The following is a 19,471-nucleotide window of genomic DNA, read 5'->3' on the forward strand; positions in this document are numbered from 1 at the left end:
AGAGGAGATAAGCATCATGCAAAGACGAATCGTGTTGCGCGCAGCCCTCGCGTTGTGCACTGTATGGGGGTACGGGGCCGTGCAGGCGCAGGGCGCCTATCCCGCCAGGCAAGTTCGCATGGTCATACCGTTTCCCCCCGGCGGCACGCTGGATATGCTGGGACGCGACCTGGCGCAGAAGCTCAGTGAACAGACCGGCCACAGCTTCATCGTTGAAAACCGGTCAGGGGGCAACGGAATCATCGGCGCAGACGCGGTCTCCAAATCCGCCCCCGACGGCTATACATTGCTGTTCAATGCATCTACCTTCACCACGGCGCCGATGACCATGAAGTCGGTGCCGTATGAAGTCGACAAGAACTTTGTACCGATCGCCCTCGTGGGCAAGGCCCCGCTGTCCGTATCGGTGAAGAAGGATCTGCCGGTCGAGGATCTCGCGGGCCTGCTGGCCCACGCCAAAGCCAATCCCGGACAGCTCAGCTTTGCGGTAGGGTCGGTGGGGTCGGCTGGCCACCTGGCAACCGAACTGCTCAAGCGGCAGGGTGGCATGGACTACATGGTCATTCCCTATCGCGGAACCGCGCCGGCATTGCAGGACCTGGTGGGCGGGCGCATCGATGGCTTCATCGATCCGGTGCTTGGCGCCATCTCGTACTACAAGAGCGGCATGTTGAAGATACTGGCTGTGACGTCCGGATCGCGCCTGCCCAACCTGCCCGAGGTGCCCACCGTGAGCGAGGTGCTCCCCGGTTATGAATTCTATAGCTGGTACGGCCTGTGGGCGCCGGCGGGCACGCCCACGCCCATCGTGGACAAGCTCAATGCCGAGGTGAACAAGGCATTGACGTCGGGAATGACAGACAAGTACGGGCCACTGGGGATATCGCTCACGCCTGGCTCTGTGGCCGACTTCACGCAGTTCCAGCAAGCCGACATGGCACGGTCGCGGAAGATCGTCGACGAGGGCAATATTCGTGCCCAGTAACGCGCAGTCCGGGCTGGCGATCGTCACGGGCGCCGGCGGCGGCATCGGCCGGGCCATCGTGCAACGGCTGCTCGATTCAGGCTGGGAAGTCACCGGCCTGGACCTCGGGCCCGGCCTGCCCACGCGGGACGGCTACGAGCATATCAGCGTCGATCTTTGCGACATGCAGGCCACCGGCCGCATCATCGACAGACTGGGCAGCGCGCGCGCATTCGTGCACGCGGCCGGTATCCTGCGTGTCGGCACCCTGGATAGACTGGATGCGGCCGACGGAGAACTCATGTGGAAGCTGCACGTCGATGCGGCGGTCCGCATGGCGCGGGCGCTGGTTCCACAAATGTGCGCGCGCGAAGATGGCCGTATCGTGCTGTTGGGCAGCCGGGTCGCGCAAGGCATGCCGGGCCGCAGCCAGTACGCGGCCTCGAAGGCTGCGCTGGTGGCCCTGGCACGCAGTTGGGCCGCTGAAGTGGCGGCCCGCGGCGTGACCGTCAACGTGGTGTCGCCCGCGGCCACCCAGACCCGCATGTTGGACGACCCGGCCAGGGCAGTCAGCGCGCCCAGAGTGCCTCCCCTTGGCCGGCTGATACAGCCGGACGAAATCGCCGCCTTGGTGGAGTTCCTGCTCTCACAGCCGGCGGCCGCAATTACCGGACAGGACATCGCCATCTGCGGCGGCGCATCGCTGCCGCACTGAGTACTCCCACCCACACGCAAGGAAGCAGTAATGAAGATCGTAGAAATTCGTGAGTCGACACGCCCCATCCGTTCGGATATCCGCAATGCCTACATCGACTTTTCGAAGATGAACCTGAGCCTGGTCGCCGTGGTGACCGATGTGGTGCGGGATGGCCGTCCGGTAGTGGGATACGGGTTCAATTCCAACGGCCGATATGGCCAGGGAGGGCTGATCCGGGAACGCTTCGCGCCACGCATTCTCGAGGCCGAGCCGGGTTCATTGCTCGACGACACGGGCAGCAATCTCGATCCGCACAAGGTCTGGACCCGGATGATGATCAACGAGAAACCGGGGGGCCACGGCGAGCGCTCGGTGGCGGTCGGTACCATTGATATGGCGGTATGGGATGCCGTCGCCAAGATCGCTGGCAAGCCGCTGTACCAGCTGCTGGCCGAGCAGTACGGCACCGGCGCGCCCAAGCCGCGTGTCTTCGTCTACGCGGCGGGTGGCTATTACTATCCCGGCAAAGGCCTGGACGGTCTGCGCGCCGAAATGAGCAGCTACCTCGAGCGCGGCTATTCCGTCGTCAAGATGAAAATAGGGGGAGCCAGCCTCGATGAAGACTGCTCCAGGATCGAAGCCGTACTGAAGCTGCTCGGCCCCGGCCAGCAGCTGGCCGTCGATGCAAACGGGCGTTTCGACCTGGAAACCGCTGTGGCATACGCGCGCGTGCTCTCCGATTACCCCTTGTTCTGGTACGAAGAAGCCGGTGATCCGCTGGACTATGACCTTCAGGCGCGACTGGGCGAGGTATATGCAGGCCCCATGGCCACGGGCGAGAACCTGTTTTCCATGCAGGACGCTCGCAACCTCATTCGCTATGGCGGCATGCGCCCCGACCGCGACTGGCTGCAGTTTGATTGCGCCTTGAGCTATGGACTGGTCGAGTACCTGCGCACGCTGGACATGCTGAAGGAACATGGTTGGTCAGCCTCGCGCTGCATACCGCACGGGGGGCATCAGATGTCGCTGGCGATCGCGGCGGGACTGGGGCTGGGCGGCAACGAAAGCTACCCCGATCTGTTCCAGCCCTACGGCGGATTTCCGGATGGCGTGCAAGTCCGTGACGGTTATGTCGACCTGCCGCCGCTGCCCGGAATCGGATTCGAGGGCAAAGCCGATCTGATCGCTGAAATGCGCCAGCTGGCGTCTTGAGCGCTGCCCGGATGCGGGCCGGTTTTTTTCTCGCACCGGCGCGCGTTCGCGATAAAAAGCACTCAGCTGCGACCAGGCATCCGGATTCCATACGGGCGGCCGCGCACAAAGTGGTGGGCCCGGCGGCCGAAACCCGTTACGCCGGGCGGTGGCCGCTCGACCGTGGCCGATTCAACCTTGCGCAACGCTTCTACCAGCCGGCCAGCACCAGCTTGCCGATAGACTTGCCGCTTTCGATGATGGCATGGGCCTCGCGAAGATTCTTCGCATCGATCCGGCCCAGCGTCCGGGTGCGAGTCGTGGCGAGTTTGCCCGTATTGGCCAATGCGGCTACCTGCTGCAGTATTTCCTGTTGGCGCTGAATGTCGGCGGTGCCAAACAACGAACGGGTGAACATCAGCTCCCAGTGGATCGACAGGCTCTTGGCCTTCAGCGGCATGATATCCAGCGTGGCGGGATCGTCAATCAGGGCGATGCGCCCCTGCGGCGCCACCAGTTGCGCGATATCCGCGAGGTACTTGTCGGTGTGCGTGGTCGAAAAGACGAACGCCGGCGCGCCCAGTCCCAGCGCCTCGACCTGAGGCGCCAACGGCTGCCTGTGATCGATCACATGATGCGCGCCCAAATTCTTCGTCCATTCGATCGTTTCCGGTCGCGAGGCGGTGGCGATCACGGTCAGGCCCGTCAGATGGCGCGCCAACTGAATGGTGACCGAACCCACCCCGCCTGCGCCCCCGATGATCACGATGGCATCGGCCGCGCCGGGCACCGGCTGATCGACGCGGAGCCGGTCGTAAAGAGTTTCCATCGCCGTCAGCGAGGTCAGGGGCAATGCCGCCGCGTCTTCATCGGATAGCTGGTCTGGCGCATGCGCCACCAGACGGGCATCCACCGCCTGCAGTTGGGCGTTGGACCCGGGGCGGTCTATCGCACCGGCATAGAAAACACGGTCGCCAGGGCGGAACCCCGTGACCTGCGATCCGATGGCACGAACGCGGCCCACGGCGTCCCAGCCCAGCACACGCGGTGTTCCGGGGGCAGGACGTGCCGACTTGCGGACCTTGGTGTCCACCGGATTGACGGCGATGGCCAGTACCTCGACGAGAAGGTCCTGATCACCGTACTCCGGATCGGGAAGGTCAAGGTCGACCAGGGCTTGCGGATCCGAGATGGGCAGTGCTTGTTGGAAACCGATGGCTTTCATGGCGTACTCCTGTAAAGGTGAATGCGGCCATTGTGGGTGTTATTGCCTATATAGGGAAGAACGCACATAATCCGTACATAGTGTCAAAAAAGGTACTGTGATGGCCCGAGTCGCCCACGAAGACTTCACGTGCACGCCCGGGTGCACCGTTGAAGCTACCCTGAACCTGATCGGCGGCAAATGGAAAGGCGTGATCCTTTATCGCCTGCTTGCCGAAGAAGTGCTGCGATTCAACCAGTTGCGCCGTTTGCTGCCCAACATTACGCAGCGCATGTTGACGAATCAGCTTCGTGAACTGGAACGCGATGGCCTGATCGGCCGCGAGGTCTATCCAGAAGTACCGCCCAAGGTGGAATATCGTCTGACCGACTACGGGCAGACCCTGGCACCCATCATCCATGCCTTGAAGGCCTGGGGCGACACCCATATCGAGAACAGCCTGCCGAAAGCGGAACAGGCCGGCCGCTGAAAACTGCCGGGTCTTTACCCCCCGGTACGACTGGCCGCCAAACTGACAGGCCATCAAGGCGGGGGCCGTCAGGCGCCTGGCGGCACCCCGGCTGCCCCCTGCATCACACTCAACCGCCCTGCCGCACGGCCGTCCATGGCTTGCCGTTGACCGTACCTTGCATCTGCTGGCCCGCGACCTTGCCCGTATAGGTTTCACCGCCGGCCGAGAACTGGATCTTCTCGCCATTCAGGCGGGCGTTGCTGATGGGCAGGCTGTTGCCGCCATCGCGCAGGGACCCGTTCAGCATCTGGAAGGTCTGTTCGAGCACCAGCGTGCCGTCACCCAGCTTCCAGGTGCCCGCCACCTTGGCCGGCACGACCCATTTATAAGCGCTGCAGTAGGCCGAGCAGTCTTGCTGCGCCGAAGCGGTTTCATCGGGCTCCCAGTCATCCATGGTGAACGAATTCGACACGATGCGCGTGCCCGGCTTCATGTCCAGCAGGATGGGGCGCAGTTTGAGATTCAGCGAAGGCAACAGAAACAGCGTGATCACCGTGGCTTCGGAAAAGTCTGCCTCGAAGATATCTCCCTGTTCGAACCTGGCGCGGTCTGTGACGCCCGCGTCGCGCGCGGCGCGCTTGGCGAGTTCCACCATGTCCGGGTTGAATTCGATACCGCGCGCGGAGGCGCCTCGCTGCGCCGCGGTTATGACGGTGCGGCCATCTCCGCTGCCCAGGTCCACGAGGCGGTCCTGGGGGGTGAGTTCGGCCATGTCGAGCATGCGATCTACCAGCGCCTGTGGCGTTGGCACCCAGACGACATCCTTGCCCGACTGGCCCACTGTGGGCTGGTAGGCAGTGGCGGGGGCGGTCTGGGCCACGGCGGCGGCATTGCCTTGCCACGCGAACACGCAAACTAGGGCGGCGGCCAGGGATTTACGCACAGCTATCATCGACGCTCTCCGGGGAAGGGGTACTTCAAGAGGAAATATCGTGGCGCACCGGAAAGGCAGGACGCCCTTCTTCCGGCGGATTACCGATCGGGTGAATCGGCATGCCGGCGCAGCCTGGCCGGGCCAGTCAGCCTCGTCCAATCCGTTTGCCAGATGCATGCAGCATATACAGTCAACGCCCGCCACCGCAAGGGTAACAAGCTCTCGACGTGCCGATGCCCGATCGCAGGCCGGCCACCTGCGCCTCGACATCATGCCGTGCCACTGGTCGCGGCCGGCTGTGCCAGGCCTTACCGATAAGCCAGGGATTGCGCCAGCACCTGGTGGACGACATCGCGAAACGCGCGGACAGCGGGAAGCGCGCGGCGCTTGTCCAGCATGATCAGTCCGACCGGCGGCATTTTGAATGGGGCTGGGAAGTCGACGGCTTTCACCTCCCCCCACTTCTCCAGTTCGACGGCAAGGTCCCACGGCAGGAGGCCCAATGCCGCCACGCGCGAATAAATTGCCGCGTGGATCAGCCGCGCCGATGTCGTTTCAATGCGGGCGGCCGGCGGCGCGGCGCCACGAGAAAGAAAAGCCTCTGCAAAAGCCAATCGTGTCGGACTGGCCTGGGGCGGCAGCACCCAGTCATACTGGTGCAGGCTGTCCAACAGCGGGGGCATGCCCGCGGCAAACGGGCCGTCTGCGCGGGTCACGACAGCGGCGGTCTGCGTGAAGAGGCGTTCCTGATAGAGCTCGTGACCGTGCGCGTCGACGGTGATGCGGCCCAGCACCACATCCAGCTCCTGTCTGCGCAGCGCCAGGACGAGCTGGTCGGTGGAAGCCTCGTAGGTGCTGACCGACATACCGTGCATATCAGTAGTGAGCTCCCGCAAGACCGCCTGCATCAGCGTGTTCGACACAAAGGGAATCACCCCCAGCCGCAAGTGCGCACCGCGGCCTTGCCTGAATGCGAGCACTTCTTCTTTGATCGCTTCAGCCTCGGCGAGCAGCAGCCCGATACGTGACAGCAGCAAGGCGCCCAGCGGCGTGGGCTCGAGGCCCCGCGACTTGTCTCTCGAAAACACCGGAGCGCCCAGGGCGGCCTCGATGTCGCGCAGGCTACGGCTCAGACCCGGCTGAGTCATGCCGCGCGCGATGGCCACCGCCGTAAGGGATCCCGTCGCCGCGATCTCACGCAGCAGCTCCAGGTCTTTGACGCGCAACTTTGAAAACAAATTGTCCAACCGCTCTCCCGGCCCGCCCGTCATAACAAAAGTGTTATGACATAACGCACCGGGATAATATCAAAATCATGCAATCCAATAATTTCAGGGGAATTCAATGCAAGCGATCAATCGAGTCCGGCGTCGAGTGCTGAAACACACCGGCACCCTGGCTATTTGTCTGAGTGCGGCCGCAGGGATAGCCCAAGCGCAGCAGACGTATCCCAGCCAGGCAATGCGCATCGTCGTCCCCTACGGGCCCGGCGGCACTGGCGATGTGATTGCAAGATTGGTCGGCAAGAAACTGGCGGAAGATTTGAAGCAGCCCGTCGTGGTCGAGAACAAGCCGGGAGCGGCCGGCTCTATCGGTGCCAGCCAGGTCGCACGCGCGCAGGCAGACGGCTATACGCTGCTGCTGGGCTATACGTCTGAAATGGTGATCAACCCCATCCTGCGCAAAGACGTCGGGTATGACGTCGTCCGGGACTTCTCGCCGATTGCGTTGGCGGGCTCGACGCCGCTGCTGCTGGTTGCAAACCCGAAGGTGCCGGCAAGGAACATCGAGGAACTCGTCGCCCTGGCCAGGGAACAGCCGGGACGGCTGTCATACGCCACGGCGGGTAACGGAAGCCCGGCAGATATCGCCGGCGCCCTACTCGCCAAAGATGCCGACATCGATATTTTCGCCGTCCCTTACAAGGGCGGCAGCCAGGCCGTGGCCGACACGGTCGGTGGCGTCGTCGATGTGTACTTCTCGGGCATGCCGCCGGCCATTCCCTTCGTGAAGAGCGGTCGCCTGAATGCGCTGGGTGTCACGGCGAAGGCACCGAGTCCATCCTTGCCGGACGCGCCCGGGCTGGCATCGGGCAAATATGCCCGCCTCGATCTGTCCGGATGGTTTGGATTCTTCGTCGCGAAAGCCGTGCCTGCCGAAAAACAGCAGTTCCTGCATTCGCGGATCGCCGCCATCCTGCAATCGCCGGACGTACGCGAAGCCCTTGCAATGCAAGGCGTGGAAACCTCCAAACTCTCCGCAGCCGGCTTTGCGACGTTCGTGGAGCAAGAGCAGGTCAAGTACGCCCAGCTGATTGATGAACTGAAAATTTCTGCTCAATAAGTCGATACCGAGACAAGACATGCAACTTTGGTTACTGGGCACCGGAACCCCCACGCCTTCGCTACGCAGGATGTGCTCCGGCTATGTTGTTCGTGTAAACGATGAATACCTCGTGTTTGACCATGGATTCGGCGCGCACCATCGGCTGCTGGAACTCGGCATACGATGCACGCAGGTTTCCCATGTGTTCTTCAGCCATCACCATTACGACCACATGGGGGACTATCCTCGCCTGCTGCTGACCCGCTGGGACCAGGGGGCAGGCAAGATCCCCGAGCTGAACGTCTATGGTCCCCCGCCGCTGAAGCTGATCACCGAACGGATGATCGGAGACGATGGGGTCTTCGGACCCGATCTGATCTCGCGCACTGAAAACCAGGCAAGCATCGATGTGTACCAGGCGCGTGGGGGAATCGGCAAACGTGCCCGGCCCAACCCTGTGCTGCATGAACTCGACGCGCACGCCACTGTGAGCAACCCCGCATGGACGGTACGGGTGGCGCCCGTCAATCACTTTGCGCCGCACCTCGTCTCGTACGGTTACCGCCTGGACGCCGGCGGACGATCGTTCGTCTATTCGGGCGACACCGGTCCCAGCCGCGCGCTTGCAGAGCTTGCGAAGGATTGCGATGTGCTGGTGCACATGTGCCACTACATGTCGGGTACCGAACCCAGCAAAGTATTTGCCGCCTTCACCATGGGGCACATGGAACTCGCCGAAATGGCGGCGGCCGCAAACGTGCGCAACCTGGTCATTTCCCACGTCACCGAACAATTCGATCGGCCTGGACTGCGCGAGCGTATCGTGCGCGAAATCGCCACCGTATATCGCGGAAACATCTTCTTCGGCGAAGACGGAATGGAAATCCCCTTTGAGGGCCCGTCGCCCGTCAAGCTGGATTGAGCGCCACCAGCGGGCCTCACACGCGGGCCGGCCAAGCCCGCGTTTGAGGCCCGGCTATCCAGCCCGCGCGTGCCCGGCGCAGACTAGACGGCAAGCACCATTCCGTCACGCGCGATCGCCACGCCTTCCGGAAGCTCATGGCCGTACCGCATGAGCCATGTGTCGAACCCATGCCCGATATGGGTCAGCACCGTTTTCCTGACCTGCAGCGTGCGGACGATATCCATGGCGCGAGTCAGGTCGTTGTGATTGCGCGGCGCGGACGGCGCGGGGGGAAACGAGCAATCCAGCACCAGAAGGTCCAAGGGCCGGCTCTGCAAATATTCCTCGGTATTCGGGGGCAGCCCGACGGTGTCCGTGAGGTAGGCGCAGCGGCTGCCCCGGCATTCGAACAGATACCCGAATGTGGGCCGCGAATGCGCCAGCGGTACGGGTACCACCTGGCAGCCCTGCAATGACACGGGAACGAACGCCGACAGCGTGCGCGTGAAGTCCAGTATGCCTGGGTGCCGGTATAGATCCGCCAGCCCTTCCGGATCGGCGGGGCCCAGCACCGGAATGCTGAGGTTCTTGCCCCAGCGCAGGTGCAGCAGTCCTTGTGCGTGATCGGCATGGTAGTGCGTCTGCAATATGCCGCTGAGGCTGCCAGGGGGAAACCGCTCTGCAAGGTCGGTGAGCCCTGCGTCGATCAGCCAGCGCGCGTCGCCGCATTCAAGCAGGGCCGAGCACGGCCCGCGCCGAAAGCGCACGTCTAGCCTCGCCCGACCGCACGCGATGCAATCGCAGTTATAGACGGGAAGCTGCGCCGCGCTGCCCGTTCCCAACAGCGTCAATCGCAAGCTCGTGGCGGACGCAGCGGTCGGCAGAGTGCAGGTAGTCATATAAGGCTTGAATCGTTTGCTCGACGGGGCCGGAGTTGTCCAGCGTCGCGATGGGACCGGCATGCCCTGATCGCGCGAGCTCGGTGTAAGCGTCGTTGCGGGCCAGCCGCTGGAGGATCTCCTCGAGATTCTCCCGCCCTCGCGCCATCAGCCGCCGCCGCAGTGTCGCATCATCGACCTCGAGCAATACGGGCACCAGTTGCCGATAGCGCCTTCGGGCCTCGGGCAGGAACTCGCGCGAGCCGTTGACGAGCACGTCAAAGCCTGCATGCAGCCGCTCGTTGATGTCGCTGCGTACGCCATAAGCAAGGCCATTGGCCCGCCATGACATGGCAAAACCGCCCTGACGCTCGATGCGCAGGAATTCGGCGTGGGAAACGAACATCGCGCCCTGCTCGGTGTCGGTGGCTGGGCGCGTAATGAGCCGCGGCGCAAGGTACGCGCGCGCACCCATCAAGCGGCAAAGCCCTTGCAGAACCGTGTCCTTGCCCGACCCCGAGGGTCCGATCAGGTAGATCAGCCGACCCGCCATCAGAATACCCGTCGTCCGCCACGCCATACATGATGCACCACGAACTGGTCGTCGTGCGACTGTACGCGCACCAGGTCGGCGCGCAGGCCCGCACGAATCTCGCCGCGATCATGCAGTCCGGCCGCACGCGCGGGAGTGAGGCTGATTGCACGAACGGCCCGGGGCAGATCGTAGCCCTCGGTCTCGCACGCCAGGCGCCGGGCGGCCTGCAACAGGCTCGACGGGTAGTAATCGCTGGACAGAATGTCCAGCACACCCTGCGTTGCCAGGTCCGCGGCGGCGACATTGCCGGAATGCGACCCGCCGCGCACGATGTTCGGGGCGCCCATCAGCACTTTGAGGCCCAGCCGATGACTGACCGCGGCCGCTTCGACGGTGGTGGGAAACTCGGCAATGCTCATGCCGTAGCCGGCGGACTCCTGCACGTGCTCAGGCGTGGCGTCGTCGTGGCTCGCCAGCGAGAGCGAGCGCTGCCGGCACTCGGTTGCGATAGACCGACGGTATTGATCGCTGTAGCGACGGGAATTGGCCATCTGCCTTTCGATGAACTCGTCCATCTCTGCGTCGCTCAGGTGATACTTGCCCTGGTAGTACTCGCGGTACTTTTCAATCTTGACGAACTGGCGCTGACCGGGCGAATGGTCCATCACTGAAACCATCTGCACCAGCGGGTTATCCACCATTTCGGTGAAGACATCCACGGTTTTTGCGTGGCTCAGTTCGCAGCGCAGATGCAGACGGTGTTCCGCGCGCGTATGACCGCGCTGCTCGGCCTGCGTCACCGCTTTCTGCATGACGGGAAGCTGCCGCATGCGGTCGCCCTTCGGATTGACATCGCCGATGGCAAGCGCATCGAACACCGTGGTGATTCCCGCCGCCACCACCTGAGCATCATGGGCCAGCACGGCAGACTCGGGCGGCCAGTCTACGCCGGGCCGGGGATTCATGTACTTCTCCAGATTGTCGGTGTGCAGCTCCACCAGCCCGGGCAGCAGGTAATCGCCCTGCATATCCTGCGCGTGCGGCAGTGCGCTGCGTCCCTGGCTGACATCGTGAATCAGTCCGTCGCGCACGGCGACCGTGCCCAGGAACATCTCGGTGTCGGTCACCACGCGGGCATTCGTGAAGATCTGGTCGGCATGCATGGCTTACTCCTTGGGTGTCATATCCAGACAGCGATCGGCGATCTTCTCGCGCGTGACCGCATCGTGTGAAATTGCAATCAAGGCCGAGCCGGCCGCGCGTGCTTCCGCAATCAGTTCCATCACCACGTTCCGGTTGGCCTGGTCCAGCGACGCGGTGGGTTCGTCTAGCAGCAGCAGAGGCCAATGCACCATGAAACTGCGAGCGATATTGACGCGTTGCTGTTCACCGCCCGAGAAAGTTCCGGGCGCCAGAGGCCACAGACGTTCCGGTATGCCGAGGCGCCGCAGCAGGTCTTCGGCCCGCGCGCGCGCCCTGGCCTCGTCGACACCGCGCGCCAGCGCCGGCTCCATGACGACACTGATGCAGCTCACTCGGGGAATGACCCTCAGAAACTGGCTGACATAGCCCAGCGTCGTGCGCCGCAATGCCAGGGTATGGCGCGGCTCGGCACCCACCACTTCCATCATGCGGCCTTCGTGGAGTACGCGTATGCTGCCGCCGGTAGGCAGGTAGTTGCCATAGAGGGTGCGCAACAGCGTCGACTTTCCGGCGCCCGATTGCCCGTGCAGCAACAGGCATTCACCTGCCACGACCGAAAAATCCAGGTGTTTCAGCACGCTGAGCACCACGCCGTGCTGCTGGTGCAGGGTGAACGTCTTGCTCAGGCCCTTTACTTCCATAACGGGTTTCATCGGTATTCCTCAGGGCTGCAGAACAGAAGACACCAGCAACTGGCTGTAGGGATGCTGGGGGTCGTCGAGGATCTGGTCGGTAAGCCCCGTTTCGACGACGCGCGACCGGCGCATCACCATCAGCCGGTCGGCCAGCAGGCGGGCCACCGCGAGGTCGTGGGTGACAATGACGACGGCCAGCTGCAGGTCCCGCACCAGGCCGCGCACCAGATCCAGCAGGTGGGCCTGCACCGAGACGTCCAGACCACCGGTGGGTTCGTCCATGAACATCAAGCGGGGGCTTGATACCAGGTTTCGCGCGATCTGCAGGCGTTGCTGCATTCCGCCCGAAAAGGTGCGGGGCAGATCATCGATGCGGGCGGCGTCGATCTCCACCTGCTGGAGCCATTGCAGTCCCGCCTGGCGCAGTTGACCGTAGTGGCGGACACCCTGGGCCATCAGGCGTTCCCCGATATTGGCGCCCGCGGATACATTCATGCGCAGGCCGTCCCGCGGGTTCTGCTCGACGAAACCCCACTCGGTGCGCAGCAGGTTGCGACGTTGCGCTTCGGAAGCACGGTACAGATCAATCGCACCCTGCTTCGGGCAGAAATAGGTCACCCGGCCGGTATCCGGGGTGTTGCGTCCCGAAAGCACGCTCAGCAGCGTAGATTTTCCCGAACCCGACTCGCCCACGATGCCCAGCACTTCCCCGGGGTACAAGTCGAATGAAACCTGCTGGCAGCCTTTGTCCGGCCCGTACAGCAATGTCAGGTCACGTACGGAAAGTAGCGGGCTCATGCCGTGGCCTCCTGGGTATCGCTGCGCTGGCTGCAGTAATCGGTGTCGGAGCATACGAACTGACGCGTGCCCTGGTCGTCCACAATCAGCTCGTCCAGGTATGAATCAGTGCTGCCGCAGAAGGCGCAGCTATGTTCCCAGCGCGGCAACTCGAATGGGTAGTCCTCAAAGTCCAGGCTTTCCACGCGGGTGTACGGGGGCACCGCGTAGAGCCGCTTCTCCCGGCCGGCGCCGAACAGCATCAATGCCGGGCTCGCGTCGAGCTTGGGGTTGTCGAACTTGGGAATGGGCGACGGGTCCATGACGTAGCGTTGATCCACCATGACCGGGTACGCATATGTCGTTGCAATATGCCCGTAGGTGGCGATGTCTTCGTACAGTTTCACGTGCATCACGCCATAGTCGTTCAGGGCATGCATGGCCCGCGTCTCCGAATCCGACGGCTCGATGAATCGCAGGGGTTCCGGTATGGGCACCTGGAACACCATGATCTGACCGCTGCGCAAAGGCGTTTCCGGAATGCGGTGGCGCGTCTGGATGATCGACGCCAGATCGGTACGCTGCGTGGTGCGAACGCCGGCCGTGCGCGTGAAGAAGCGGCGTATGGATACCGCATTGGTCGTGTCGTCGGCGCCCTGGTCGATCACTTTGAGCACGTCGTCGCGTCCCAGCACGGCGGCCGTGACCTGCATGCCGCCTGTACCCCACCCGTACGGCAGCGGCATCTCGCGCCCCCCGAAGGGCACCTGGAAACCGGGAATCGCCACTGCCTTCAACAGGCCCCGGCGCAGCCCGCGCTTGGTCTGTTCGTCCAGGTAGGCGAAGTTGTATGCCGCTTCGGCCACGGGGTTTTGGTCTTGCGTCCTCATGCCGCGTCCTCCTGTTCCTGCGGTTCGGCGGCAGCATCGCCCACGCCCCGGCGCATTTTGCGGATGAGGTCCAGCTCAGACTGGAAGTCCACATAATGCGGCAGCTTCAGATGCGAAACGAAGCCCGCCGCCTCGACGTTGTCGCAATGCATCAGCACGAATTCCTCCTGCTGGGCGGGAGATTCGACCTCTTCCTGGTATTCGGCCGCGCGCAAGGCACGGTCGACCAGCGCCATTCCCATCGCCTTGCGTTCGGCGTAGCCGAATGCAAGGCCGTAGCCCCGCGTAAACTGGGGCGGCTGCGTTTTGCTGCCTACGAACTGATTGACCATCTCGCACTCGCTAAGCTCGATATCGCCGATGAACACCGGAAAATCCAGTTCTTCCGGCTCGATCCAGACCTCGACATCGCCGATACGGATCTCGCCGGCAAAAGGGTGATTCCGCCCGTAGCCGCGCTGCGTGGAATAGCCCATCGCGAGCAGAAAGCCCTCGTCGCCCCGGGCCAGGGCCTGCAGGCGCTGGGCGCGCGTCGAAGGAAAATCCAGCGGTTCGCGCGTGATGTCCGGTACCGGACCTTCGCCGTCTCGCTCGGCTTCCAGCAGGCCTTCGCGTGCCAGCATCTCGGACACATGCGGGCACGCCTCGGCCGGTGCCGCGGTCGGCGCCGCTGCCGAGGCATTCGTGGACCCGCCCTCTGCCAGCAGACTGAAGTCGAGCAGCCGATGGGTGTAATCGAACGTGGGACCCAGACGTTGTCCGCCCGGCAGATCCTTGAAGATGGCCGATACTCGGCGGTCGACGCGCATGGTCTCCGTGCGCAAGGGCACGCTTGCCATGAAACGCGGCAGGGTTGTGCGGTACGCGCGCAACAGGAATATGGCCTCGACAAGGTCGCCGGCGGCCTGCTTGATGGCCAGTGCGGCCAGCTCTTCGTCGTACAGCGATCCTTCGCCCATGACTCTGGACACCGCCAGGGGCATCTGCTGGCGAATCTGCTCAACCGACAACTCGGGCACGGACGGATCACCCCGCCTTCTGCTGGCCAGCAGGGCATGCGCGTTGTCGATCGCCTGTTCGCCTCCTTTTACGGCAACATACATTCAGTTCACCTCTTGCGTCAGGCGAATTACGCGCGTGCTGCGGGGCAGGCCCACAAACGCGTACCCGGCGGTAAGAAAACAATCCAGCCCCTTCGGGAATCCGTGGGCGGCGCGCTGCGACCAGAACGCTTCCGGCAGTGGGATGCGCATGGATCGCTTGCCGAGAATGCCCGGGCCCTGCCATGCGGTCGGCGTCCCGCCCAGCAGCGCGTCCAGCTGGACAAGAACCGTGCAGGACAGGTGCGGATCGCGGTCAGTACCTGGATCGAATGAACCCAGGTCCGCCGCGTCTTGGCCCGTCAGCACCGCGAAGGCGGCCTGCGCTGGCGTAGTGACGATGGGGCAGCCGCAATGAAACGCCAGGTTGGCGCGCAACGCGGGGGTTTCCAGGGCCGGGCTCAACCAGACAGGCGTATCGGCATCCAGCAGGGAAAGACACAGCGCATAAGTGGCGGGCGCCAGCCCGTCAAGGGCGGGCGCGCCTTCAACAGTCTGCTCCAGCCCCGGCTCGGACAACGCGGCCAGCGCCCGGCGGAAAACTTGTTGTGTGGCATGAATCGGATCGGCAAATGCCGGCCGCAGCAATGACGCCTCGCTCATCAGTCTTCTCCTCGTACCAGGGTCACGAACTCGACCGTCGTGGCTGCACTGGCGGCGTTCTTCGCCGCGCGATCTGCGGCCTGCTCGCGCCGCAGCGGCTCGATGAGGCGATCCAGCCAGTGCGCCTGCCTGTCTCCCTGCAGTTGCGCGTCGGCAAGGGCTGCAAGCTCGGCCTGCGGGCGGCTGCGCCCCGACACATATCCATGGCCATGGCGACCGTCGGCCAGCTGCACCACGCAGCGTGTGACCGTCATCTCGCCCAGATTGAAGGGCGCTCCACGCGCGCCCATGCGCGCGCGCACCATGACCATGCCGATCTCCGCGGGCCGTATGAAGCGGTGCTCGACCCGCCGCAGTTCATCGCTGTAGGCCAACAGGCGCGCGCCGGCGCCGGTCAGTACTTTCATCCACTGCTGGCGGCCTTCTCGCGCAGCGTCGACGGGTGGCGTGGGCATGCTAGTCGTCACGGTTTTCTCCAGAAATGACGTGATACTTGAATCGATCGGCCCGAGTAAGCGAGCGCGACAGCTCGAACGGCGCTCCATCCGGGCCGCCGGAAAGTGTCCTGATGGTGAGCAGCGGCGTATGCCGCGGCATCATGAGACGCAATGCGTGCCGGGGCGTCGGGATGCGAGCGCCGATCAGCGTGGAAAGCCGTCTCAGCGGCACGCCTTGTTGCGCGAGATGTGAACGCACCGAGCCGCCCCGATAGGAAAGCACCAACTCGCGGTGGCGGGCGGCGAAGCAGTGCGTGATCAGGCTGATGGGTTGCTGATCCAGAAGTCGGAGAGTCTCGAACTCGATCACCTGCTCGTCGTCGCGCAACTGCAGGTCTGCTATCTCGTCGCGCCGCGCGCTGCGTTCGCGCTTGCGAACCAGCACGGCGCCTGAACGGAAACCCATTCCTTCGAGAGTCTTGCTGTAGGCGCTTGCGGCATGCAGCGGGTAGACAATCGGTTGTGGCAGCACGCAGGTTCCTCGCCCCTTGTGGCGCAGCACCCTGCCTTCTGCAATCAGTTCGTCCACCGCCCGGCGCAGCGTGTGTCGGTTCACCTCGTAGCGCTGCGCCAGTGCCCACTCGGGTGGCAGATATTCACCGGCGCTGTAGCCGCCCAGCTTCGCCCGCAGCAGTTGTGCAAGCGCCAGATAACGTGGCTGCTGTTGTCTAGACATGTTCATTCCAGGTTGTCGGCCCGTGCGGCCGGTCTAGATGAAATGCTTGCGCAGACGCTGCGACACGATGTCGATGCAGCTCACGGCGACAATAATGATGATGAGAATGGCGCAGGTCTGGGCCAACTGAAAGCCCCTTATGGCTTCCCACAGCGTGACGCCTATACCGCCCGCGCCCACCATGCCCACCACCGTTGCCGACCGCACGTTCGATTCGAAGCGATACAGCGCGTACGAAATCCACAAGGGCAGCACCTGCGGTATCACCCCATAGATGATTTCCTGCAGGTTGCTGGAACCGGTTGCCCTCACCCCTTCCACCGGCCCGGCGTCGATGGCTTCGACGGCTTCTGCGAACAGTTTGGCGAGCACGCCGGTCGTACCCACGAACAAGGCCATGACCCCCGCAAACGGACCCAGCCCCACAGCCACCACGAAGAGCATGGCGAACACCATCTCGTTGATGGAACGAAAGGCGTCCATGACGCGGCGGACCGGCTGGGATACCCACCAGGGCGCGAGGTTCTCTGAACAGAGTATGCCCAAGGGGATCGAGCAGATGATGGCCAGGACTGTTCCCCATACCGCGATCTGTACCGTCACCAGCATCTCACCGAGATACAGCCGCCAGTACTGAAAATCCGGTGGAAAGAAATCGGCCAGGAAAACGCGCATGTTTCCGGCATCGCGCCACAACATGGCGGGATTCATTTCCGCGCCATCCCATGACCAGAGCAGTATGAGAGCCAGCGCTAGCCAGCCCAGCCATGTCAGGGTGTTCTGCCTGGGAGGCGGACAGGCCGGGCGGCCCGAAACTATCGTCGTCATTGCGTAGAACCGTGGTCGATGGAGTCAGCACGCTCCCGGTGGCCAGCTTGCGGCAACGCCACCGGGCAGCACAGGGGTATCAGCAGCGCAGCACCTTCAATTGACGGCGCTCGCGACCGTCTTGTCGGTGGCCGCCATGCGTTCTGCCAACTTCTTCAGATCGGCGTCAATGCCTGCCAGCCTGGCCTTTTTCTCGGCGTCGCTCAGCGTGGCATCGGCCGCGACCTGGCTACGAGCCTTGAACAGTTCCAGTTGGCGTATGGGCAGCAGCTGATCGTCGTTCGAGGCGCGGAACTTCCCCCACTGCAGGCCAGCCAGCACCGCCAATTCCTCGGCGTTGGCGCCGTAGTTCGTGAAGAAGGCGAGCAGCTTCTGCTTGGTGGCGTCCGGCAGGCTCTTGCGCCATACGATGGGATCTGCGGGAATCAGCGGCGACTTCCAGATCACCTTGAGGGACTGCGCCTTCTCGGGATTGGTGAGTTCCAACCGTTCCAGGCCTTCCGTGTTGAACGTCGCAATATCCACCTGCTTGTTGGCGACGCTGAGCGCATTGACCTCGTGACTCGCATTCAGGGTGCGCTTGAAGATCTCTTTGGGCTCGACATTGTTCTGGGCGAACACGTAGTAACCAGGCACCAGATAGCCTGACGTCGAATTCGGATCGCCGTTGCTGAACGTAAGGGTCCTGGAACGCTTGAGCATGTCTTCGACGGAGTTGACAGGGCTGTCTTTGTGAGCGATCAGCAGGCTCCAGTAGCCCGGGCTGCTGTCGGCAGCCACCGTCTGCATGAAGATCTCTCCTCCCGCACGATCTACGGCCTCCATGGCCGATTTGTTACCGTACCAGGCCACATCCACCTTGTTGAAGCGCATGCCCTGGATGATGCCGGCATAGTCGGGCGCAAAGAATGCCTTGATCTCCATGCCTGTCTGCTTGCTCATCGCCGCCAGGAAGGGCTCCCATTGCGCCTTCAAATTCTGCGACGACTCTGTCGAGATGATTCCGAAGTTGAGTTGCTGGGGCTCATTCGCTTGAGCGAAACCGCTGAACGCGATTCCGGCTGCTGCCGTGCTCAGTAGGATCCTGCGCATGCACTTGAACATGATCAACACTCCTGGCGGTCAGAAACCGCTGTCTAGACAAGTTGAAGAAGGGAAAGCCAGATCCGCCGGCGCGGATCAGGCGGCCGCCAGTGAAACTGGCTCGAACCGTGGGGGACGCCGGACAGTCTCGGGAATCAGCAATGACGCATCGAGATCGCCGTCGTACAGCTCATTCAGGAACGCGCAGTCCAGCGCGCTGACCGATCCATCGAAATGAATGCGTCCGCTCTTGAGCGCCACCACCCGTCTGCAATAGCGCACGGCGTAGTCCACCTGATGAAGGGTGACGACCACCGTTTTTCCATCGGACCGGTTGATGTCGGCCAGAATGTCCATCACTTTGCGCGCGGACTCCGGGTCCAGCGATGCAATGGGCTCATCGGCCAGGATGATCTCGGCCTCTTGCGTCAGGGCCCGTGCGATGGCCACACGCTGCTGCTGGCCTCCTGACAGCGTTGACGCACGTCGATGCGCGAAATCCGCCAGACCTACCCTTTCCAGCGCCGCGTGGGCGTACTCTTTCTCCTGCGCGCTGAACATGCCCAAAGAGCCGCGCCAACGCGGCATGCGCCCCAGGCGACCCAACAGCACATTGGTCAGCACACTGAGCCGGCCCACCAGGTTGAACTGCTGGAAGATGTAGCCGATATCGACTCGCAGCCGGCGCACGTCCGCACTGAGGCTGCCGGCCGACTGCAAGCTGCGGCCAAGCACTTGTATGTGGCTGGCGGCATGACGGTCACCACAGGCCAGGCCAGACAGATGACGCAACAGTGTTGATTTTCCGGATCCGGATGCGCCGATGAGGGCGACCATCTCGCCCGCATTTATCTCCAAGCCCAGATCGGACAGCACTTGCTTGCCGCCAAAGCTTTTGGTCAAGCCTTCGATTCGAATCGCCGGTTTCATAGACGCGCCTTACATGACGAGGCGATACATCGCCCGATGTGCAGCATCGTAGAAAGCCAACGTTACTTGCGCGTGACTTCAATATGATGATTTCTTTACTTTGCGACTACGCCGCGCGGGGCCGCACGGCACCGCCTCAGAG

Annotated in this window: 22 protein-coding genes; 6 read left to right on the plus strand and 16 right to left on the minus strand. The window is 63.2% G+C overall.

Features of this window, described 5'->3' with window-relative positions; translation table 11 throughout:
- The first annotated feature begins 16 nt into the window (after positions 1-16).
- From ACV17W_RS12425 to ACV17W_RS12435, 3 genes are read left to right on the plus strand one after another with little or no spacing between them, the layout of a single operon-like run.
- Positions 17-985 carry a Bug family tripartite tricarboxylate transporter substrate binding protein gene (locus tag ACV17W_RS12425; RefSeq protein ID WP_462592636.1) on the plus strand — a complete coding sequence of 323 codons (969 nt, stop codon included), beginning with the start codon at positions 17-19 and terminating at the stop codon, positions 983-985.
- Positions 975-1,679 carry an SDR family NAD(P)-dependent oxidoreductase gene (locus tag ACV17W_RS12430; protein ID WP_462592637.1) on the plus strand — a complete coding sequence of 235 codons (705 nt, stop codon included), beginning with the start codon at positions 975-977 and terminating at the stop codon, positions 1,677-1,679. The genes ACV17W_RS12425 and ACV17W_RS12430 overlap by 11 nt, the downstream gene beginning before the upstream one ends.
- A 30-nt stretch (positions 1,680-1,709) precedes the next feature.
- Positions 1,710-2,876, plus strand: a complete 1,167-nt coding sequence (locus tag ACV17W_RS12435; RefSeq protein WP_462592638.1) for a mandelate racemase/muconate lactonizing enzyme family protein — start codon at positions 1,710-1,712, stop codon at positions 2,874-2,876.
- Between the two features lie 190 nt (positions 2,877-3,066).
- Here the strand turns inward: ACV17W_RS12435 and ACV17W_RS12440 are convergent, their stop codons facing one another.
- Positions 3,067-4,080, minus strand: coding sequence for a zinc-binding alcohol dehydrogenase family protein (locus tag ACV17W_RS12440; RefSeq protein WP_462592639.1), 1,014 nt, complete (start codon positions 4,078-4,080; stop codon positions 3,067-3,069).
- A gap of 100 nt (positions 4,081-4,180) precedes the next feature.
- Between ACV17W_RS12440 and ACV17W_RS12445 the strand changes: the two genes are divergently transcribed.
- Complete coding sequence (locus tag ACV17W_RS12445; RefSeq protein ID WP_462592640.1) at positions 4,181-4,549, plus strand: winged helix-turn-helix transcriptional regulator; 369 nt, start codon at positions 4,181-4,183, stop codon at positions 4,547-4,549.
- 109 nt (positions 4,550-4,658) lie between these two features.
- Here the strand turns inward: ACV17W_RS12445 and ACV17W_RS12450 are convergent, their stop codons facing one another.
- Positions 4,659-5,483 carry an SAM-dependent methyltransferase gene (locus ACV17W_RS12450; protein WP_462592641.1) on the minus strand — a complete coding sequence of 275 codons (825 nt, stop codon included), beginning with the start codon at positions 5,481-5,483 and terminating at the stop codon, positions 4,659-4,661.
- A 290-nt stretch (positions 5,484-5,773) separates the two neighbouring features.
- Positions 5,774-6,712 (minus strand): LysR family transcriptional regulator, encoded by a 939-nt coding sequence (locus tag ACV17W_RS12455; protein ID WP_462592642.1) that lies wholly within the window; start codon positions 6,710-6,712, stop codon positions 5,774-5,776.
- A 97-nt stretch (positions 6,713-6,809) separates the two neighbouring features.
- Between ACV17W_RS12455 and ACV17W_RS12460 the strand changes: the two genes are divergently transcribed.
- Together ACV17W_RS12460 and ACV17W_RS12465 are read left to right on the plus strand one after the other, a co-directional pair.
- Positions 6,810-7,808 carry a Bug family tripartite tricarboxylate transporter substrate binding protein gene (locus ACV17W_RS12460; protein ID WP_462592643.1) on the plus strand — a complete coding sequence of 333 codons (999 nt, stop codon included), beginning with the start codon at positions 6,810-6,812 and terminating at the stop codon, positions 7,806-7,808.
- A gap of 19 nt (positions 7,809-7,827) precedes the next feature.
- Positions 7,828-8,712, plus strand: coding sequence for an MBL fold metallo-hydrolase (locus tag ACV17W_RS12465; RefSeq protein ID WP_462592644.1), 885 nt, complete (start codon positions 7,828-7,830; stop codon positions 8,710-8,712).
- Between the two features lie 83 nt (positions 8,713-8,795).
- Here ACV17W_RS12465 and phnP read toward each other — a convergent pair whose 3' ends face one another.
- The 13 genes from phnP to phnC form a co-directional block, all read right to left on the minus strand.
- Positions 8,796-9,593, minus strand: a complete 798-nt coding sequence (phnP, locus tag ACV17W_RS12470; RefSeq protein ID WP_462592645.1) for a phosphonate metabolism protein PhnP — start codon at positions 9,591-9,593, stop codon at positions 8,796-8,798.
- On the minus strand, positions 9,499-10,152 hold the full coding sequence (phnN, locus tag ACV17W_RS12475; RefSeq protein WP_462592646.1) for a phosphonate metabolism protein/1,5-bisphosphokinase (PRPP-forming) PhnN: 654 nt from the start codon (positions 10,150-10,152) through the stop codon (positions 9,499-9,501). The genes phnP and phnN overlap by 95 nt, the downstream gene beginning before the upstream one ends.
- Entirely contained in the window at positions 10,125-11,270 is a 1,146-nt protein-coding gene (locus ACV17W_RS12480; RefSeq protein ID WP_462592647.1) for an alpha-D-ribose 1-methylphosphonate 5-triphosphate diphosphatase, read from the minus strand. The genes phnN and ACV17W_RS12480 overlap by 28 nt, the downstream gene beginning before the upstream one ends.
- A gap of 3 nt (positions 11,271-11,273) precedes the next feature.
- A complete protein-coding gene (gene phnL / locus ACV17W_RS12485; protein WP_462592648.1) occupies positions 11,274-11,963 on the minus strand; it encodes a phosphonate C-P lyase system protein PhnL in 690 nt (229 codons plus the stop codon).
- A 9-nt stretch (positions 11,964-11,972) separates the two neighbouring features.
- Positions 11,973-12,743, minus strand: a complete 771-nt coding sequence (gene phnK, locus ACV17W_RS12490; RefSeq protein ID WP_462592649.1) for a phosphonate C-P lyase system protein PhnK — start codon at positions 12,741-12,743, stop codon at positions 11,973-11,975.
- Positions 12,740-13,612 carry an alpha-D-ribose 1-methylphosphonate 5-phosphate C-P-lyase PhnJ gene (locus ACV17W_RS12495; protein ID WP_462592650.1) on the minus strand — a complete coding sequence of 291 codons (873 nt, stop codon included), beginning with the start codon at positions 13,610-13,612 and terminating at the stop codon, positions 12,740-12,742. Before ACV17W_RS12495 ends, phnK begins: the two co-directional genes overlap by 4 nt.
- Complete coding sequence (locus ACV17W_RS12500; RefSeq protein WP_462592651.1) at positions 13,609-14,715, minus strand: carbon-phosphorus lyase complex subunit; 1,107 nt, start codon at positions 14,713-14,715, stop codon at positions 13,609-13,611. The genes ACV17W_RS12495 and ACV17W_RS12500 overlap by 4 nt, the downstream gene beginning before the upstream one ends.
- Entirely contained in the window at positions 14,716-15,315 is a 600-nt protein-coding gene (gene phnH / locus ACV17W_RS12505) for a phosphonate C-P lyase system protein PhnH (protein WP_462592652.1), read from the minus strand. It lies immediately after the preceding gene.
- Positions 15,315-15,782: a phosphonate C-P lyase system protein PhnG gene (gene phnG / locus ACV17W_RS12510; RefSeq protein ID WP_462592653.1), complete on the minus strand. Its 468-nt coding sequence runs from the start codon at positions 15,780-15,782 to the stop codon at positions 15,315-15,317. The genes phnH and phnG overlap by 1 nt, the downstream gene beginning before the upstream one ends.
- Complete coding sequence (locus tag ACV17W_RS12515; RefSeq protein WP_462592654.1) at positions 15,772-16,488, minus strand: GntR family transcriptional regulator; 717 nt, start codon at positions 16,486-16,488, stop codon at positions 15,772-15,774. Before ACV17W_RS12515 ends, phnG begins: the two co-directional genes overlap by 11 nt.
- Positions 16,489-16,521: 33 nt before the next feature.
- Positions 16,522-17,316: a phosphonate ABC transporter, permease protein PhnE gene (gene phnE, locus ACV17W_RS12520; protein ID WP_462592655.1), complete on the minus strand. Its 795-nt coding sequence runs from the start codon at positions 17,314-17,316 to the stop codon at positions 16,522-16,524.
- Between the two features lie 96 nt (positions 17,317-17,412).
- On the minus strand, positions 17,413-18,420 hold the full coding sequence (gene phnD, locus ACV17W_RS12525) for a phosphonate ABC transporter substrate-binding protein (RefSeq protein ID WP_462592656.1): 1,008 nt from the start codon (positions 18,418-18,420) through the stop codon (positions 17,413-17,415).
- 75 nt (positions 18,421-18,495) lie between these two features.
- Positions 18,496-19,329, minus strand: a complete 834-nt coding sequence (phnC, locus tag ACV17W_RS12530) for a phosphonate ABC transporter ATP-binding protein (protein ID WP_462592657.1) — start codon at positions 19,327-19,329, stop codon at positions 18,496-18,498.
- Positions 19,330-19,471 lie beyond the last annotated feature (142 nt).

It is taken from the genome of Bordetella sp. MIP270_01_BMS, from assembly GCF_054958705.1.

Bases quoted from the DNA above. Each gene is read 5' to 3' on its own strand.
- ACV17W_RS12425 (WP_462592636.1), top strand. From the start codon at position 17: ATGCAAAGACGAATCGTGTTGCGCGCAGCCCTCGCGTTGTGCACTGTA.
- ACV17W_RS12435 (WP_462592638.1), top strand. From the start codon at position 1,710: ATGAAGATCGTAGAAATTCGTGAGTCGACACGCCCCATCCGTTCGGAT.
- ACV17W_RS12440 (WP_462592639.1), bottom strand. From the start codon at position 4,080: ATGAAAGCCATCGGTTTCCAACAAGCACTGCCCATCTCGGATCCGCAA.
- ACV17W_RS12445 (WP_462592640.1), top strand. From the start codon at position 4,181: ATGGCCCGAGTCGCCCACGAAGACTTCACGTGCACGCCCGGGTGCACC.
- ACV17W_RS12450 (WP_462592641.1), bottom strand. From the start codon at position 5,483: ATGATAGCTGTGCGTAAATCCCTGGCCGCCGCCCTAGTTTGCGTGTTC.
- ACV17W_RS12460 (WP_462592643.1), top strand. From the start codon at position 6,810: ATGCAAGCGATCAATCGAGTCCGGCGTCGAGTGCTGAAACACACCGGC.
- ACV17W_RS12465 (WP_462592644.1), top strand. From the start codon at position 7,828: ATGCAACTTTGGTTACTGGGCACCGGAACCCCCACGCCTTCGCTACGC.
- phnP (WP_462592645.1), bottom strand. From the start codon at position 9,593: ATGACTACCTGCACTCTGCCGACCGCTGCGTCCGCCACGAGCTTGCGA.
- phnN (WP_462592646.1), bottom strand. From the start codon at position 10,152: ATGGCGTGGCGGACGACGGGTATTCTGATGGCGGGTCGGCTGATCTAC.
- ACV17W_RS12480 (WP_462592647.1), bottom strand. From the start codon at position 11,270: ATGCATGCCGACCAGATCTTCACGAATGCCCGCGTGGTGACCGACACC.
- phnL (WP_462592648.1), bottom strand. From the start codon at position 11,963: ATGAAACCCGTTATGGAAGTAAAGGGCCTGAGCAAGACGTTCACCCTG.
- phnK (WP_462592649.1), bottom strand. From the start codon at position 12,743: ATGAGCCCGCTACTTTCCGTACGTGACCTGACATTGCTGTACGGGCCG.
- ACV17W_RS12495 (WP_462592650.1), bottom strand. From the start codon at position 13,612: ATGAGGACGCAAGACCAAAACCCCGTGGCCGAAGCGGCATACAACTTC.
- ACV17W_RS12500 (WP_462592651.1), bottom strand. From the start codon at position 14,715: ATGTATGTTGCCGTAAAAGGAGGCGAACAGGCGATCGACAACGCGCAT.
- phnH (WP_462592652.1), bottom strand. From the start codon at position 15,315: ATGAGCGAGGCGTCATTGCTGCGGCCGGCATTTGCCGATCCGATTCAT.
- ACV17W_RS12515 (WP_462592654.1), bottom strand. From the start codon at position 16,488: ATGTCTAGACAACAGCAGCCACGTTATCTGGCGCTTGCACAACTGCTG.
- phnE (WP_462592655.1), bottom strand. From the start codon at position 17,316: ATGACGACGATAGTTTCGGGCCGCCCGGCCTGTCCGCCTCCCAGGCAG.
- phnD (WP_462592656.1), bottom strand. From the start codon at position 18,420: ATGTTCAAGTGCATGCGCAGGATCCTACTGAGCACGGCAGCAGCCGGA.
- phnC (WP_462592657.1), bottom strand. From the start codon at position 19,329: ATGAAACCGGCGATTCGAATCGAAGGCTTGACCAAAAGCTTTGGCGGC.